Raw genomic sequence first — 17196 nt, forward strand, 5'->3', positions numbered from 1 at the left:
GTAGGAATGGCTTCTAAGTAATGGAGATACTTAATGAACAAGTACCTACGACTAACCGTTCCGGCTTTGCTGGCGGCGTCGCAACTCGCTCTTGCAGATGATGTGTGGATCACTACGGACGCCGATGGCTTCTCGGCCATTAAGCGGCATTTTCCTGAGGTGATCGAGGCGAACCGGGCGAGAACTTTTACCGCTAATGGGGTGTCTGCGTTTCTGGTGAGTGAAGATCAGATCCCGAGAATTTCAGCGATGATGCACCACGAATTAAATCGCTGTGGTGGATTTATCGCCCATGCTTCCGAGCAGTCCGCTCAGAGTGCGGCGTTATACGATCCTTTGATGGCGCCGACGATCGCGCCGCAGTTGGTGGATTACAGCATCGACAATGCGGAAGTGGTGGCGGCCATGCAGGGCAAGGTGAAGGAGCCGGATATCCGTTCCACCATTCAGAGCCTGGCTAACTTCACCAACCGTTACTACACCACGCAAACCGGTCTGCAAGGGGCGCAGTGGATTAAAGACAAATGGCAGACGCTGGCTGGTTCACGCAACGATGTCACGGTGGAGTTTTACAACCATAGCTGGCGTCAGCCTTCCGTCATCATGACGATTCAGGGTAAAACCAAGCCCAATGAAATCGTAGTGCTCGGCGGGCATCAGGACTCCATCGCCGGTTTCAGCACTGGAGAAGGCACCCGCGCTCCCGGGGCGGATGACGACGCGTCCGGCATCGCGACGCTGACCTCCGTCATCAAAGCTGCGATGGAAGCTGGCTATAAGCCGGACCGCACGGTTTCTTTCATGGCCTATGCGGCGGAGGAAGTCGGCTTGCGCGGCTCGCAGGCGATCGCACAGTCATACCGTAGCCAAGGTAAAAACGTGGTGGGCGTATTGCAGTTGGATATGACCAACTACAAAGGCTCCAGCGGCGATATTTATATCATGCAGGACTACACCAACGCCGGGCAGAACGACTTCCTGGCGGACCTGGTGAGCACCTATCAACCGACGGTCACCCTGGGCTACAGCGAGTGTGGCTACGGTTGCTCCGACCATGCTTCCTGGACCAACCAGGGCTATGCGGCGTCTTTCCCGTTTGAGTCCACCTTTAATGGCTCCAACCCTCATATCCACACCGCCCAGGACACCCTGGACAAGAGCGGCGGCAATGCTGACCACGCAGTGAACTTCGGTAAACTGGCGGCGGCGTATGTGGCGGAACTGGCGAAAGGCAACTTCAGCGACGATCCAGGGCCTGACCCCGATCCAGATCCAGAAGATCCCGTCACTGAAGAGTTCAGCGGCAGCGTCGGGCGTAGTCAGTCGGACAACCTGGGACCGTTTAAAGTGGAGCCGGGTACGGACTTCAGCGCGGTGATGACCGGCACTAACGACGCCGACCTGTACGTGCGTTTCGGCGCGGCGCCGACCACCCGGAACTACGACTGTCGCCCCTACAAAGGCGGCTCCAGCGAAACCTGCGATCTCAAGGTTCCGGCAGGGCAGGAGGAGGCCTATGTGATGGTGCGTGGATATAGCAGCGCGACGTCCACCTATAACCTGAAAGTGACCTATACTCCTTTGAAGTAACCTGACCCCAGCGACGGCGTCATGCCGTCTGACCGCGGAGGCTGTCTCTCCGCGGTCACTTTTTCCACATACTCCCGCCTTAATCCCAACCGGGTTTGTTCGCCACCTGTAGGGGAAATTGAGAACTGCGTTCAGCTTGATGATTCTTGCATTAACTTTGCTCCATAAATCAAGTTTTTAAGTTGACATCAGAGCGCACATAAAGAGTAACATTAGCCCCAGTTTGTTCATGTGACTCCCAGAACGAAGCTAGTCACCGATTAGTTATTAATATGGCAATGATATTGGCATGTTAATGATCAGGCGCATGGATGCGCCTGCGCGGCGGCAAGCCGCGGGAGACAGGGCCTGACATGCGCAGGCCCTGTCGTTGCAGACAAATAGAAGGAAGCTATTTGTCTGCCTGGTTAATAGTACGAATAGTACGAAGTTAGAAAGAGATCCATTCTTACCCCATGCTGAGCCGTTTCCCGCAACAATACCGTTGGTTGATAAAGCCACTGCTGGCCTTGTGGCTGCTGTGCGCAAGCTTTGTCGCCTGTGCGGGCGCGATGGCTCCGGTCCCGGGAGCGTCCCAGGATGCATCGCAGATGCAGAGCGGACACGAACACCATGGCGGCGTCATGCAAGTGGCCGCTCAGGACGACGTCAAGGCGACGCAGGCATCTGGCGCCATGGCCTCCATGGATTGTTGCGATGAGCATGAGTCCGCCACCGGAGCCCAGGCTTCGCAGCTGCTGAAACTGATGCTGGCGGTGACCATTTTCATTTTCTGGCTGGTATTGATCGCTCGGGTGATTCGCGTCTGCCGCACCCGTTATCGCAACCACAAGCTCGATACCAAACCTCCCTCCCTGCAGGACGTGAACTGCACTTATCTTAAATAGCGCCCTTTCTCAATTGCTCGCATAGCCGGCGTGACGGCGGGATTTTCTGCGTCCCGGCTTTGGAACTGCGACCCGGATTCGCCGCGTCGCACGTCATGATCATTGAGATTGGAGCTTCCCATGAAGCCGTTGCAAACCCTGTTTTTATCCAGCCTGCTGTTGGGTTGGAGCATCGCCGCGTCCGCGCAGAGCCTGACGCTCTCGCAAGCGGAAAGTCTGGCGTTGCAGAGAGATGCGGAGATCGCGCGTCTGCAACAGTTATCCCTGGCCAGTGAAGACATGGCGGTGGCGGACGGGCAATTGCCGGACCCAAGCCTGTCCCTGGGCGTCTTGAACCTGCCTACGGACAGCTTCGCCACTGACCAGGAACCCATGACGCAGTTCCGCGTGGGGCTGGGACAAAAGTTTCCAGCGGGGGACACACTGGCGTTGACTCGCCGTCGCGGTGAACAGAACGCCGTCGCCCAACGCTGGATGGCTCAGGATCGCGCTCATCAGGTGCGCCGCGAAGTGCGTCTGGCCTGGCTGGAATCGTTGTACTGGAAGCAGGCGCAGAATGTATATCGACAGGACGAAGGGCTGTTCCAGCAACTGCAGGAAGTCACGCAATCCCTGTATAGCGTCGGTCGCAGCAAACAACAGGACGTACTGCGGGCGGACCTGGAGCTGAGTCAGCTCAACGACCGTTTGATCAATGCTCGCCAGAAAGAAGATGAAGCGCGGGCGCGGCTGGCGCGCTGGGTGGGGCCGGAAGCGATAAGCAGAGAATTGAACGCGGCGCTGCCGGATCTGAATGCGCCTCACGTCGGCGCGCTGGAAAGCGCGTTGCTGGCGCATCCGGCGGTGAAAGCGTTGGATGCGGAAGTGAGTGTGTCCGCTACCAATGCGGCGCTGGCGCAGCAGTCCTACAAACCCTCTTGGGGCGTGGATGTCGGCTACGCCTGGCGCGACGGCGAAAACATGGATGGCTCCGCGCGCGCGGACTTTTTCTCCGCTGCGGTAAGCGTGCAACTCCCCTTATTCACCGGACAGCGACAAGATCGCCGCGTCGCAGCCGCCGCGCGCAATCAGGAAGCGAGCCGCAGTCGACGTCTGGAAATGTTGCGCATGATGGATGCGGAGGCGCAAGTAGCCTTCAGCCGCTGGCGGCAGGCTCAGGATCGCGGTCGTTTGTACAAGGAACAGATCACGCCTCAGGCGCTAAGCCAGGCTGATTCGGCGTTAACTTCCTATCAGTCGGACAGGGCGGACTTTGCGGAGGTGATGCGTGCCTACCTGACCGTACAGAAGCTCAGGCTGGAACAGTTGCGCATTGATATCGACGGCCGCGCGGCGTTGGCCAGACTCGATTACTTCTTCGCCTCGGAATCCCCCATCGATAGCCTGTCTTTCAAGGAGTAACCCATGCGCTTAGTGATCAGCATAATTTTTATCGTCGCCGCTTTTGTCGCCGGATGGTTCGCCAGTCGGCATCCGGCGCTGACGGGGCTAATGGGAGAGATGGACATGGCCGCCGCCGAGTCAGGCGGGGAGAAGCAACCGTTGTACTGGGTGGCGCCCATGGACCCTAACTACCGCCGTGATAAACCCGGCAAGTCCCCCATGGGCATGGACCTTGTGCCCGTCTATGAAGAGGACGCACAGGGGCAGAACGATGACGGCGGCGTCACCATCAACCCGACCATGGAGCATAACCTCGGTGTGCGCGTCGCCAAGGTGGAGCAGGGCGAGCTGATGCTACCTATTCATACCGTGGGTTACGTGGCTTTTGATGAAGACCGGCTGACCCATGTGCACAGCCGGGTGGAAGGCTGGATTGAGGCGCTGAATGTGAAGTCCAGCGGCGACCCGGTCAGCAAGGGACAAAAGCTTTATGAAATCTATTCTCCGGCGCTGGTGAATGCGCAGGAAGAGTATTTGGCGGCGTTGCGCGGGGCTAATAAGATTCTGCTGAAAGCATCCCGGGAACGGTTACTTGCGTTGGGTTTGAACAACGCCCAGATCAGTCGTCTGGAAAAACGTCGTCTGGTGGATCAACGCATCAGCGTATATGCAGAGCAGAGCGGCGTGGTGGACGCTTTGATGGTTCGGGAAGGCATGTTCATCAAACCGGCGACGGAAATCATGTCGATTGGCGGCCTGGAGCAAGTGTGGGTGATCGCGGAGGTATTTGAGCGGCAGGCGGGCTGGGTGAAAGCCGGACAGCCGGTGGTCATGCAAGTGGCGGCGGCGCCGGGACGCACCTGGGAAGGCAAGGTGGATTACCTGTACCCGGTGCTGGACGCCAAGACTCGGACTCTGCGTGTGCGCCTGCGTTTTCCGAATCCTGACCTGACCCTGAAACCCAATATGTTTGCGGACCTGACCTTGCAGGCGAAAGTGGATGATCAGGCCTTGTCCATTCCCCGTGAGGCAGTGATACGCACCGGCAGCCATGATCGTGTGGTGCTGGCGGAAGGCGACGGCCGTTATCGTCCCGCGTTCGTGAAATTGGGAGTGGAAGCGGACGACCGCGTGCAAGTGCTGAAAGGACTCAAGGCGGGAGATCAGGTAGTGACCTCGGGACAGTTCCTGATCGACTCGGAGTCCAAAGTTGATGTCGCGCTGGCGGCGCTGGAATCCTTCAGCCAAAGTGCGCAACAGGATGCGGCGCCAGGAACCGTGTGGGCGACAGGAACTATCAATAGCGTGATGGCGGGCCACGGCATGTTGAATATCTCTCACGACCCGGTGAAGGCCTGGAACTGGCCTTCTATGGACATGGACTTCACGACCGTCGAAGGATTGCCGCTGGAAAATGTCGCGCCTGGTCAGCGCGTGCGTTTCGAAATCACCCGCAGCAGCCCTTCGGATTTTCAGATAACGGCGTTGGATATTATCTCCGCCGCGCCATCGATTGACGCACAGGAAGCGATGCAAACGGAGGGCGCGCAATGATCGCCGCCATCATACGCTGGTCGGTCGCCAACCGTTTCTTCGTATTGCTGGCGACTTTTATTCTGGTGGGCTGGGGCCTACACGCCTTGCGCAACACGCCTATCGACGCCATTCCTGATTTGTCCGACGTGCAGGTCATTATCAAGACTTCTTACCCCGGGCAGGCGCCGCAGGTGGTGCAGGATCAGGTGACCTATCCGCTGACGACGGCCATGCTGTCGGCGCCGGGCGCGCAGACCGTGCGTGGATTTTCGTTCTTTGGGGATTCATACGTCTACGTGATATTTAAAGACGGAACCGACTTGTACTGGGCGCGCTCGCGGGTATTGGAATACCTGAGCCAGGTATCGGGACAACTGCCGTCCGCCGCCACACCCCAGCTGGGGCCGGACGCTACCGGTGTGGGCTGGGTGTACGCCTATGCGTTGGCGGACCGCAGTGGCGGTCACGATATCGGGCAATTACGCGCGATTCAGGACTGGTTCCTGAAGTTCGAGCTGCAAACGGTTCCTGGCGTGTCGGAAGTAGCGACCGTGGGCGGTATGGTCAAGCAGTATCAGGTGCAGGTGGACCCGAATCGTCTGCGCGCATACGGCGTCCCCCTGGCGCACATCAAAGCGGCGATTCAGAAAGGCAACCGGGAAAGCGGCGCGTCGGTGATTGAAATGGCGGAAGCGGAGTACATGGTGCGGGTGACTGGCTATATCCAGGGGATCGACGAGCTGAAAAAAATTCCCCTGGGGCTGAACGCGAACGGCACGCCGTTACTGCTGGAAGATGTGGCGGATATCGTGATTGGTCCGCAGATGCGACGCGGCATTGCCGAGCTGAACGGCGAGGGAGAAGTGGTCGGTGGCGTCATCGTCATGCGTTTTGGCGAGAACGCGCAAGAGACCATAGAAGGGGTCAAAGAGCGGCTGGAAGAGCTCAAAAAAGGCTTGCCCGAGGGCGTGGAAGTCATTCCCACATATGACCGTTCGCATCTGATCGAACGGGCGGTGAATAATCTCTACGAGAAGCTGCTGGAAGAGTTTGTCGTGGTGACCGTGATCTGCGCCCTGTTTCTGTTTCACCTGCGCTCATCACTGGTGATTATCGTCAGTTTGCCCATTGGTATTCTGGCGGCGTTCATCGTCATGCAGCATCAGGGCGTCAATGCCAACATCATGTCTCTGGGGGGCATCGCCATTGCTATCGGCGCGATGGTGGACGGCGCTATTGTCATGGTGGAGAACGTGCATAAACATATGGAACGCACGCCTCTCACCGCTGAGAACCGCTGGCGGGTGATCGCCGACGCGGCCTCGGAAGTGGGACCGCCGCTGTTCTTCTCATTGCTGATCATCACCATGAGTTTCCTGCCGGTGTTCACCCTGGAAGCGCAGGAAGGCAAGTTGTTCGCCCCGCTGGCGTTCACCAAAACCTACGCCATGGCCGCGGCGGCTGGACTGGCGATCACTCTGGTTCCTGTATTGATGGGCTACTTCATTCGCGGAAAGGTGACGCCCGAGCATAAAAATCCTCTGAATCGTCTGCTGACCGCACTGTATCGGCCGGTCATCCGGGGCGTTCTGAAGCATCCATGGCTGGCGATCGGCTTCAGTATTCTGTTGTTGGCGGTCGGCGTATGGCCGGTGAATAAACTGGGCGCGGAGTTCATGCCTCCCTTGGATGAAGGCGATCTGATGTACATGCCCACTACCTACGCCGGCGTGTCCATCGAAGAGGCGAGGGAGGTGCTGCAGCGCACTGACAAGCTGATTCGCACGGTGCCGGAAGTGGTCTCCGTTTTCGGTAAGATCGGTCGGGCGGATACCGCCACAGATCCCGCGCCGCTTACCATGATCGAGACGTTTATTCAACTGAAACCCCGTGAGCAATGGCGCGCCGGCATGACGCCGGAAAGCCTGCGCAAAGAGCTGGATGGACGGGTGAAGCTGCCCGGCCTCACCAACGCCTGGGTCATGCCGATCAAGACGCGTATCGATATGCTGTCCACAGGCATTAAAACCCCGGTAGGCGTGAAAGTCTCCGGCCCGGACCTGAAGGAGATAGAAAAGATCGGCAAGCGCCTGGAGCAGGTGTTGCCGAAGGTGGCGGGAACGGCCTCGGTGTATTCAGAACGCGTAGCGGGCGGGCGCTATGTCAAAGTGGATATCCGTCGCGCCGACGCCGCGCGTTATGGCTTATCGGTATCGGACATTCAGGATGTCACCAGCGCAGCGGTGGGGGGCATGAATGTGACGGAAACGGTGGAAGGGCTGGAGCGTTTTCCGGTAAATATCCGTTATCCGCAGGCCTATCGAGATTCCGTGGAGCAACTGAAACTACTGCCGGTGGTCACGGCGGCGGGACAGCGTATCGCCCTGGCGGATGTGGCGGATATTTATATCGAGGACGGACCTCCCGCAATCAAGAGCGAAAACGCCCGCCTCAACGGCTGGACCCTGGTGGATATTGAAGGCCGCGATCTGGGCTCCTATGTGGGGGAGGCGCAGAAAGTGGTGGCGGAGCAGGTGGATGTCCCGCCAGGATATTCCATCGCCTGGTCCGGCCAGTATGAGTACATGTTGCGGGCCAAGGAAAAGCTGACTTTGGTAGTGCCGCTGACCTTGATGATTATTGTGGTGTTGCTGTACATGAACTTCCGCAATTTTGTTGAGGTGTTAATCATCATGGGAACGCTACCGTTCGCCTTGGTGGGCGGCGTCTGGTTGCTATATCTGCTTGACTATAACCTGTCCGTGGCGGTGGGCGTTGGCTTTATCGCCCTGGCTGGCGTAGCTGTTGAGATTGGCGTGTTGATGCTGGTGTATCTGAATCAATCGTTGGCGGCGGTGCGCGAACAGGCGGAGCAGCAGGGACGCCCACTGAATCGCAATGATCTGCTGACCGCGGTGATGCAGGGGGCCGGCTTGCGGGTGAGGCCAATCATGATGACCGTCGCCGCCATTGTGGTGGGACTGATTCCTATCATGTTGGGCGAGGGAACCGGTTCGGAGGTGATGCAGCGCATTGCCGGCCCCATGATCGGCGGTATGCTGAGTACTCTGGCGCTGGCGTTGCTGGTGATTCCCGCTTTGTATTACCTGTGGAGACGAATCGGGCTGCCGGCGGACAGGGCTGCATGAGCTTTGACATCCCTGATTTATGGGCTGCTGTGAACGTTAAATCACACAGTAAGTTGAGTTTTTTTAAGTAAAGCGAAGAGAGAAGAGAAATAATGTTATTAAAAAACTGGATGTTCGGCGCCCTGTTGATGGGCGTCAGTGTGACTGTCGCCGCGTCCGGCGGCCATGACCACTCTCACCATCATGAGTCAAAAGTGTCTCCGGCCGGGACTCCCGGCGACGCCGCCAAGGTAAGCCGCACTATCGAGATAAAAGCCACCGACGCTATGAAATTCGAACCAGGAGCTATTGACGTCAAGGCGGGAGAAACCGTGAAACTGGTGATAACCAACGTTGGACAGGTGCGCCACGAATTCTCCGTGGGTACGCAACAGGAACACAAAGCACACGGCGAAATGATGCGCGCCATGCCGGATATGAAACACGATGACGGCGCCTCCGTCTCCCTGGAGCCCGGCGAAAGCCGCGAAATCATCTGGACCTTCGCCAGCGCCGGAACCTTCGAAATGGCCTGCAACATACCGGGCCACTATGAAGCAGGCATGCACGGCGACGTGACGGTGAAATAACCGCAGTTGCGATAACACCGCTACGAAGCTGCGCAGGGATGCGTGGCTTAAGGCCTCGTAGTCGAGTCTGTCGCGGCGAAAAATGATAAGCTGAAATTCGTTGTTTTTACGCAGGCTTCAGCGCCACAAATACGATGCATACACTGGAAATATATAGCGCCCCAAATTCTAGAGACAAAGGAGCGACTTTGGATGGGGGCCCTTAGAGCAAGGCTTAAGCCAGAGTGAGTGGATGAAAAGAACAGGCCCTTTTTACTTCGACAAGACGGCTTATATCTCCGCCTTGCGGGTTTATTCGATGCGATGAGGTGGTGATGTATAGCCTGGAAAAGCTGGCCAAAGTGAACGATATGGTGAGCGGATATGTCTGTCACGAAGAAAAGCCAACTCTGGACAGCATTAACCGGATCAATGAACACTTTGGATTCTCGTTGCCCCAGGGGCTGACAGATTTCGCAATACTATCGGCTAATTTTGGCAGTTTCTTCGCCAGCCTGGGAGAAGACTACTACAACCACTACCATATCATCAGAGTAAACAGGATATTTCGCAGGTTGCGCAGAAGGGCGCATGGCGATAAATGGCGGGCCGCCAAACCAAAGCCGTATATAGTGATTAATCATGGTCATGATCGATGTTGCGACTGTATTGATACAAGCGATTGGAACGAGGCGATACAGGAGTATCGAATAGTATTTTGGTATCCCGGCGCCAAGGAAGTCGAATATAGGTATGACAGTTTTCTGCACTACATTAACCATCATGTTATGGCGCGCGCGAATTACCACTTAAATAACATCAATAACTCTGGAAATATTCGCACGCCTTCGCGAGAAATTGCAGAGCGGATCAAGAGGGTATTGGAGTTATGACCTTAATTATGAAAATAGTGCAGCGACGAGCGGCATACAGCCGATTCACTATGGCGATAGGGCTGGGCTTAACTCTGATGTTATCGGCCTGCACGCAACCCCAAACAGACACCGGCCGTTGGTACACAAAAGCTCAGGCTGAAACCGGAAAAACGTTATTTGAAGCTAATTGCGGCGTATGCCATGGGCGTCGCGCCCAAGGGCTGGCGGAGGACTGGAAGAAGCCGGACGCCAGCGGACATTATCCGCCTCCGCCGCTGAACGGAACGGCGCACGCGTGGCATCATCCCATGGAAACCCTGTTAGCGACGATCGAAAACGGCGGCGCGCCGGTGGGAGGTGTGATGCCGGCCTTTGGCGATAAGTTCAGTCAGGAGCAGAAACTGGCGTTGATCGCCTATTTCCAAAGCTTGTGGCCGGACGATATCTACCAACAATGGCGAGAAATCGACGACCGTAATTAGGTCCCAGGAATTCTTATAAACAGCGGGATTATGAAGCCGCTAATCGCTACAATGCCGCCCCCATAGCAGCTTGGCGCGGTGAAGTATTGAACTGGAAACGCTACGGCTGAATTTGAAGACAGTGATAAGGGAAAGTTGGTCGGTAGCACATGTATTTAGCGGTATTCTTTGTTGTCATAAGCGTATTGGGAATGACGGGGGCGATTTTTGGACTTCACAGCACCAGGGAAGCGACTTATTTAGGTCTGATATTTGTGTTTTGGGGAATGTTCGCCATTAGCGCCAGTAGTTTACTGCGCAGAATGAAGTATTTTAAAAACTCACGAACGCCAGTGTCTGTGCACATATTAGGCATTTCCGTATTTGCCGTGCTCGCAATTCCCATCGTCACTAAATGGGTCCAAACTGATTTTTCAAATCCGAAAGTACTTCTTGTACCTCTGATAGGCATTGCATGTGTCTATGGCGTTTATGGACTCTATTGGCTGCGTATGAGAGGGAACGTTACCTAAGTTCGTTGACGCCGAGCGTGCAGACGCCGTATGGCGTCTACTGCGAGGCAACCCACTAGAAGTCTGCCGGCTTTTTGTTCCTGGCGATGCGTAATCCAATGTATTCGCTGGATGGAGGGCGGGGACTCCGCTGCGCTGATCTGCTGTAACCACCGCCACGGGTCACCCTGAGGTTGGAGTTAGCCGTGTCTTTGCTTGCGTCTCGGGCTTCCTTGCCACCGTAGTTCTCGTCCCATTCACTGCTACACCATTCAGATACATTGCCTAGCATGTCGTACAAGCCAAAGGGGTTGGGAGGAAATTGGGCGATTTTTCCTAAACCGTTTGTTTGAACAGGGTTGTAATACGCTTTCGTTTCATCATCTTTTTCGCCATACCAATAAGCGGATGTCGTACCGGCTCGACAAGCGTACTCCCATTCTGCTTCCGTGGGTAAGCGGTAGTCATAATGGCGACATTCTGCAGAGAGCCAGCGGCAAAAAGAGGCAGCTTCCCAGTAGCTCACTTGTACAGGAATGAGTCCTTTTTCCAAATCGCTAACTTCCGGCCTGGATAGGCCAGCTTTATCACAATAAAGTTCGTATTGGGCATAAGTAACTGGCGCCCTCATTAAGGAGAAGTTATCAATAAGTACGGTATGGAGCCTTTCATTGGCGTATCGCCCCTTTTCAGTTATAGGGCTTCCCATGTTAAAACGCCCTTCAGGAATATCAACGAAGTCATCGTCATTAACTGGTAACAGATCCGTTGCTCTTCTCTCTATTTCTGACTGATGCTCGTCATTAATTTCTCTGACCTTCTCGTAATAGTTTGCCAACGTCTCTTTCTTAATAGCTTCCGCGTTAGGCGCTGGCGGAAGGTTGGCGTCGAAAGAGCCACAAAATAGAGAGGTGGAGAAGGGGACATAGTCAAGGCCATGCTTTTTCATCAGGTCAGCAGCCCTTACGAATATAAAAACCTGTAAGAACTTGCTTGCAAGTGAATATTCGAAATAGTCACCGTGCTCTGGAAAACCGTATTTTTCTAAGTTTTTGTAATCGATTTTATCGAACTCACCACAACCGAAAAAATCTATATCACCATTTTCTTCATAGGTTGAGCACATGTATAGCTCAATGCTGACTAACTTGGGAGGTGTCCAATAGTAGATGATATTGATCCCATTTAACTCGAACAGCGCCCAATCTATGGATTTAAAGTGAGTCAGATTTTCTTCGATGGCATGTTCTACTTCTCCGAACCCAACAGACATCCTTTTATAGTCAAGAGTCGGCAGATGAATGTCCAAGAGCTTTGAGTACAGCCCTTCTAGCTCATGATGCTTTCTCTCATTGACGTAGCCTCGAAATAGGGCTCTGAAGGCCTCTCTAAATTTCGCTTCATCAAAGCTTTCTCTGCAATGATCGATAGCGGCTAGGAAATCTTGATAGACCTGTAGACGGTTAGAAGACATTACTGGCTAGTTCTCTGGAGTGATAATGGCTGGCTATTGTACGGATTTGAAAATCCCATAAAAGCAATGAATTTAAAGTTAGCTGGGGAAGTTCGAAGACTACGAATAATTTCGTCGCAGAGAGGTGGGGCGAATCGGTGGAAGATCAGCGATTATAATCAAATCGCCAAAACCCATACATTTAAACTACGGGCTTGCCGTTGCGCCACCCGCTACAATGCCGGCCGCAGAGGGGACGTGAATGCTTGTCGAGATTGATTTTTGGTCGATTTACAGTCAGTCTCGAGCGACTTAATACTCATCATGAGAGGTGTAGTTCAGTGGAGATTAAGTACTGCAATCAATGCGGAGGCTCCGTTAGTCTGGCCACTCCCATCGGCGATAGTCATCCCCGTCATATCTGCGTTCAGTGCGGTTATGTTCATTATCAGAATCCTAAAGTTGTAACCGGTTGTCTGGTGTACCAAGGCGACAAGGTGTTGCTGTGCAAGCGGGCTATTGAGCCGCGGCTGGGGATGTGGACAGTGCCGGCGGGATTTATGGAGAACGGCGAAAGCACCCGGGATGCGGCAAAGCGGGAGACCATGGAGGAGTCCGGCGCTATCGTGGCGATGCAGGATTTGTTTCTGGTGGCGAATCTGCCGCACGCCAATCAGGTGTATATGCTGTATCTGGCGGAGTTGAAGGACACGGGCCCGCATGGACCAGAAACATCTGAAGTAACGTTGTTTGGCAAAGATGATCTGCCGTGGGAAGAAGTCGGCTTCTATACCGTGAAATATGGATTAATGCGATTTTTCGAAGACTTGGATAAAGGTAAATTCAGCCTACATGAAATTGACTTTTAAGCTGCGCCGCTATGGGACCGCCCTCGGCGTGGCGATATTGGCGCTTGATGGCTCTGTCAGCGCCGCGGCCAGTTTTGATTGCGCTAAGGCGAGTTCCAGTGTTGAGGCGCTAATATGCGAGGACGATCAGTTATCAAGCCTGGATGAGAGATTGGCCGCCGCTTATAAGCAGGCCAGGGAATCTGGATTCGGTAAGGAAATTAAATTCAGTCAGACGCTATGGCTGAACAACTCACGTAATCTATGCGAAGACGCTGAATGCCTGTTACGCGTATATGATCAGCGTCTGGATGTGCTTTCTAAACTGAGTGGGTTGTCCACACTGTTCAATGCGCGATATGAGCGCCTGATCCAGGACGACGAAGTATCGCCAGACATAATCGATTACTTGGAAGTTAACAGCGATGGCGCCGGCGTTCTGCAATTTGCATACGAATCCAATCACGCCAACGGCCACAGTTGCACGGTCGAAGGCGAGGCATTACAAGCTAAGAACGGCGCCTATGAATACCATGACTTGGACGTAGGCCAATGCCTGTTCCGCATCTACCTCGAAGATGAATCCCTGGTATTTGAGGATGTAGATGGCGCTTGTCGCACCTATTACTGCGGCGCCAGAGGCGTTATTGCGAAAGACCGCTTTGCGATAGGGGAGCCCAGGGCGTTGAAGGTTTTAACTGGAGGAAGTCCATAAAGCAATGCTGGACTTCAGCGGTAGAGACAGCCAGGCGCGTGAGGTCATGGCGCATTTCGCAGAGAGACACGGTGACCTGTTGCTCATCAGGTTGTCGAAAGGCTCCGCCGCAGTCGAGACGGTTGAACAGGCCGTCAAGCTGGCGGAGTTTTTCTGGTGGATGCTGGATCAATCCGAGGCGGATAGAGAAAGCGGGAGCCTCCTCGATGAAAACACCCCATTCTGGGTGGAACGGTTGATGACGATCATCAGTGGTTATTTGACTGTCCAGGGCTTTGAAAAGGAATGGGAAATTGTGAGTGACAGAGCCTAACGCTTTGTTAAGCGCTTGGCGACAACCGAAATTCAATCGGCCTTCACCTCGACGCCGTAAGCCTTCTTCGCGCTTTCAATCTGCTGCTCAACGTTTACCTCAGGAAAAAGCAGGTAGCTTGGGGCGAGAATGTTAGCGCACTTGGAGATGCTGATTTCAAAGATGTTTTTAATGGGGAAGTTCTCTCCCGCCAAGGTTTTAAGCTTATTCAGATAGTCATTCCATTCCGGATCGGCAGGTTCGACTACCCGTGCGGCGCCTTTTATTTTGCAGCCTCTTTGTTCAAAGACATCGATATAGCTGACGCAAACTCTGGGATTATTGCGAATATTGCGCTCGCTGATGGGGGAAGCGATGTTGGCGATTAATATTGTCGTGGGATTCAAAGCGAGGAAAATTTCTTTCGGCGAGACATTGGGTTCTCCCTCTAGACTTGATGTAGCCAGCCAGCAAAGTACGCTTTTGTTGGCGTATTCCTGAATATCCAGTTTCATAATTTAGTCCTTCTAAGTAGTAAACCGAGCTTCTTCCTTTGCGATATTGCCAAGCTTTAAGAGAAACCTCTGTGAGTCGGCGATTATACTATCACTATGAAAAATATATGAAATTCAACCACATTGCCGAGTATAGCACCGTCATGGATGTATTCTCCCCCTTCGATTTTTCCCACTATCTTGAAGCCCAGTCCGCACAGGGTGAGGATGCTCTTTTTGTACACGAAAGAGACGGTTGCATCTGGTTCTGCATCGCTGATGGAGCCGGTGGCCAAGCCGGAGGAAGGGAAGCGTCGCACTATGTGGCTGACGCGTTCTCGCAGATGCTTGAAGAAGAATTGCATTCACCAGATGAATTTGAGGGTCATTTACGGCGCTGGGATCAGGACATCGCGGCGATGTCTCTGTTGGGCGAAACGACGGCGGTGATTGGTAAAGTCACCAACGGCGAGGTGATTGGCGCCAGTGTCGGCGACTCTCAATGCTGGTTACTTAACCCGGAATTTGCGTATGAGCTGACGCAACTGCAAAGACGCAAGCCTCTGTTGGGGAGCGGGGAAGCGGTTCCAATCGGCTTTGGTCCTATGGCCTCTCAGGGAATACTGGTTGTCGGTAGCGATGGCTTTTTCAATTACGTCTCGTTAACGCAAGTCAAACAGTTAGCGAACTCTGCTAGTGGCGCGACGGCGTCTCAGTTCGCCGATTTGGCGCGCAATAAAAAAGGCGCGCTGGCGGATGACCTGTCGATTATTGTGATTCGCCAGCCCTGAACCTTATCCCTCTACAAAAAAGTCGGAAAGGCGACAGTATCGCTTTGTTGAGAGCAGTTAGTGTTAACCGGGTTGAGCTTGATTGAATCCTGTTCATGTCTGGCGGGATTAGTCATCCCTGTCTGTGAAAGAGCTCTTTTACACCATTCATTGCTGGAGAAGTGAGTCGTACCAGAAAAGACCTAATAAAGCATACAAGATCAAGGAGCTGAAGCGATGCGAAAGAATAAAACGGGTCTGATCAAGGCGCACGGCGCCCACGGTAAAGTTCAAGGATTTGGCTGGGCGAGGCGGCTCAAGAAACTGGCGCAAGGCGTGACCGCCGTTGTATTAGCGATGGGCGCTTCAAGCATGGTGAGTGCGGAAACACAGACCGCCGCGTCGGAAATGCGGGATGTGTTGTTGGTGGGTAATGCGCAAAGCGGTACGGTGAGCTTTATTGATCCGCACACCTTTCTTAACCTGGGCTCAGTGAACGTGACTGAGGATAAAGAAGACCGCATTAGCGAAATGGGCATCCTGAAGCTGTTGTACGATGCGTTCACCAACGAGAACGGCGGCGAGCGTAATGTGGACGATGTCTTTCTGTCCCCCGACGGAACGGTGCTGTATGTGTCCCGCGGATACCTCGGAGACGTGGCGGCGTTTGACCTGACTGCGCCGGGGCATCGCATGCTTTGGCGGCATCCGGTACCAGGCTTTCATGCGGATCATGCAGCGTTGTCGCCGGACGGTGGAACGTTGGTCGTATCAGACTCCACATCAAAGAAAGCTTTCTTGATTGACGCCGTCACCGGCAGACGCACTGGCGAATTCGCCACCGGGGACTTTCCCCATCAAAACGATTTTTCCCCTGACGGCAAGCGCATCTACAACACCAGTATCGGTAATGTTTTGTTGCCTCACGCTTTGAACTTTATGAAAGGGGAGAGATCATTACGCATCGTGGACGCGCAATCGCTGCAACTGCTGCGCACGATCAAGTTTCCCCAGGGAGTGCGTCCCAACGTGTTTACGCCGGATGAGAAAACGCTATACGCCCAGCTTTCCTACTTACGCGGCTTCGTGAAAGTGGATCTGGAGCACGGCGCCATTACCCACACCGTGGAGTTGCCCGCCAGCGCGTTCGGGAAAGCCAACTACCCGAACTACGATGACTTCCCTAAAAATTCCGCTCATCACGGACTGGCGTTGTCCGGCGACGGCAAGAAGCTGTGTCTGGCTGGAACCATCGATAACTACGTCGCTATCGTCTCTACGGAAACCCTGGTCGCGGATCGCATTATGGATGGCTATGATCTTCCATATTGGGCGACGACCAGCGCTGACGGCGTCTACTGCTTCGTTTCCAATAGCGTGGAAGGGACGGTTGGCGTATTCGATTACGACACCACCCAGGAAGCCGCCCGTATTCCTGTCGGCGAATTCCCCCAGCGTTCCCGCATGGGCAAAGCGCCGCAATCCGTGCTGGATAGCCTGGAGCCGATACAGGGTTAAGTTAGCTTAAATCACAGACGTCGTCGTGCGGCGTCTTTGTGAACAACCAATGCATGAATATTCACGTTGTACACTTTTTTCTTTTCCATCAATCACATACAGCTTGAAAGCAGAGATACAATCACATAGTTGCATATCCCTTTTTATTCCCGTTTTTCGCCGCTT

General features: G+C 54.2%; 15 protein-coding genes. 13 read left to right on the top strand and 2 right to left on the bottom strand.

Features of this window, described 5'->3' with window-relative positions; translation table 11 throughout:
* Window positions 1-33: 33 nt before the first annotated feature.
* From HCH_RS13570 to HCH_RS13605, 8 genes are all read left to right on the top strand, one after another.
* Window positions 34-1590, top strand: a complete 1557-nt coding sequence (locus tag HCH_RS13570) for a M28 family metallopeptidase (RefSeq protein ID WP_011396852.1) — start codon at window positions 34-36, stop codon at window positions 1588-1590.
* A gap of 455 nt (window positions 1591-2045) precedes the next feature.
* The gene (locus HCH_RS13575) at window positions 2046-2477 is read left to right on the top strand and encodes a hypothetical protein (RefSeq protein WP_011396853.1); all 432 of its coding nucleotides are present in this window, start codon (window positions 2046-2048) and stop codon (window positions 2475-2477) included.
* A gap of 120 nt (window positions 2478-2597) precedes the next feature.
* Window positions 2598-3878 carry a TolC family protein gene (locus tag HCH_RS13580; RefSeq protein ID WP_011396854.1) on the top strand — a complete coding sequence of 427 codons (1281 nt, stop codon included), beginning with the start codon at window positions 2598-2600 and terminating at the stop codon, window positions 3876-3878.
* A 3-nt stretch (window positions 3879-3881) separates the two neighbouring features.
* Window positions 3882-5414 (top strand): efflux RND transporter periplasmic adaptor subunit, encoded by a 1533-nt coding sequence (locus tag HCH_RS13585; RefSeq protein WP_011396855.1) that lies wholly within the window; start codon window positions 3882-3884, stop codon window positions 5412-5414.
* The gene (locus HCH_RS13590; protein ID WP_011396856.1) at window positions 5411-8545 is read left to right on the top strand and encodes an efflux RND transporter permease subunit; all 3135 of its coding nucleotides are present in this window, start codon (window positions 5411-5413) and stop codon (window positions 8543-8545) included. The genes HCH_RS13585 and HCH_RS13590 overlap by 4 nt, the downstream gene beginning before the upstream one ends.
* Window positions 8546-8637: 92 nt before the next feature.
* Window positions 8638-9114, top strand: coding sequence for a cupredoxin domain-containing protein (locus HCH_RS13595; protein WP_011396857.1), 477 nt, complete (start codon window positions 8638-8640; stop codon window positions 9112-9114).
* Between the two features lie 314 nt (window positions 9115-9428).
* Window positions 9429-9986 carry an SMI1/KNR4 family protein gene (locus tag HCH_RS13600; protein WP_011396858.1) on the top strand — a complete coding sequence of 186 codons (558 nt, stop codon included), beginning with the start codon at window positions 9429-9431 and terminating at the stop codon, window positions 9984-9986.
* A gap of 8 nt (window positions 9987-9994) precedes the next feature.
* Window positions 9995-10450, top strand: coding sequence for a c-type cytochrome (locus HCH_RS13605; RefSeq protein ID WP_148212783.1), 456 nt, complete (start codon window positions 9995-9997; stop codon window positions 10448-10450).
* 567 nt (window positions 10451-11017) lie between these two features.
* Here the strand turns inward: HCH_RS13605 and HCH_RS32350 are convergent.
* Complete coding sequence (locus tag HCH_RS32350; protein ID WP_011396860.1) at window positions 11018-12415, bottom strand: formylglycine-generating enzyme family protein; 1398 nt, start codon at window positions 12413-12415, stop codon at window positions 11018-11020.
* A gap of 326 nt (window positions 12416-12741) precedes the next feature.
* Between HCH_RS32350 and HCH_RS13620 the strand changes: the two genes are divergently transcribed.
* From HCH_RS13620 to HCH_RS13630, 3 genes are read left to right on the top strand one after another with little or no spacing between them, the layout of a single operon-like run.
* Window positions 12742-13263 carry an NUDIX hydrolase gene (locus HCH_RS13620; protein ID WP_041599543.1) on the top strand — a complete coding sequence of 174 codons (522 nt, stop codon included), beginning with the start codon at window positions 12742-12744 and terminating at the stop codon, window positions 13261-13263.
* Window positions 13247-13957, top strand: coding sequence for a lysozyme inhibitor LprI family protein (locus HCH_RS13625; protein ID WP_011396862.1), 711 nt, complete (start codon window positions 13247-13249; stop codon window positions 13955-13957). The genes HCH_RS13620 and HCH_RS13625 overlap by 17 nt, the downstream gene beginning before the upstream one ends.
* A 4-nt stretch (window positions 13958-13961) precedes the next feature.
* The gene (locus HCH_RS13630; RefSeq protein WP_011396864.1) at window positions 13962-14270 is read left to right on the top strand and encodes a hypothetical protein; all 309 of its coding nucleotides are present in this window, start codon (window positions 13962-13964) and stop codon (window positions 14268-14270) included.
* A 32-nt stretch (window positions 14271-14302) separates the two neighbouring features.
* On the opposite strand, the gene HCH_RS13635 is transcribed toward HCH_RS13630, so the two are convergent.
* Window positions 14303-14764 (bottom strand): pyridoxamine 5'-phosphate oxidase family protein, encoded by a 462-nt coding sequence (locus tag HCH_RS13635; protein WP_011396865.1) that lies wholly within the window; start codon window positions 14762-14764, stop codon window positions 14303-14305.
* Between the two features lie 107 nt (window positions 14765-14871).
* Between HCH_RS13635 and HCH_RS13640 the strand changes: the two genes are divergently transcribed.
* Window positions 14872-15534, top strand: a complete 663-nt coding sequence (locus tag HCH_RS13640) for a protein phosphatase 2C domain-containing protein (protein WP_011396866.1) — start codon at window positions 14872-14874, stop codon at window positions 15532-15534.
* 216 nt (window positions 15535-15750) lie between these two features.
* Window positions 15751-17031, top strand: a complete 1281-nt coding sequence (locus HCH_RS13645) for a YncE family protein (protein WP_011396868.1) — start codon at window positions 15751-15753, stop codon at window positions 17029-17031.
* Window positions 17032-17196: the final 165 nt, after the last annotated feature.

This window comes from Hahella chejuensis KCTC 2396 (assembly GCF_000012985.1).
GTDB classification, from domain to species: Bacteria; Pseudomonadota; Gammaproteobacteria; order Pseudomonadales; family Oleiphilaceae; genus Hahella; species Hahella chejuensis.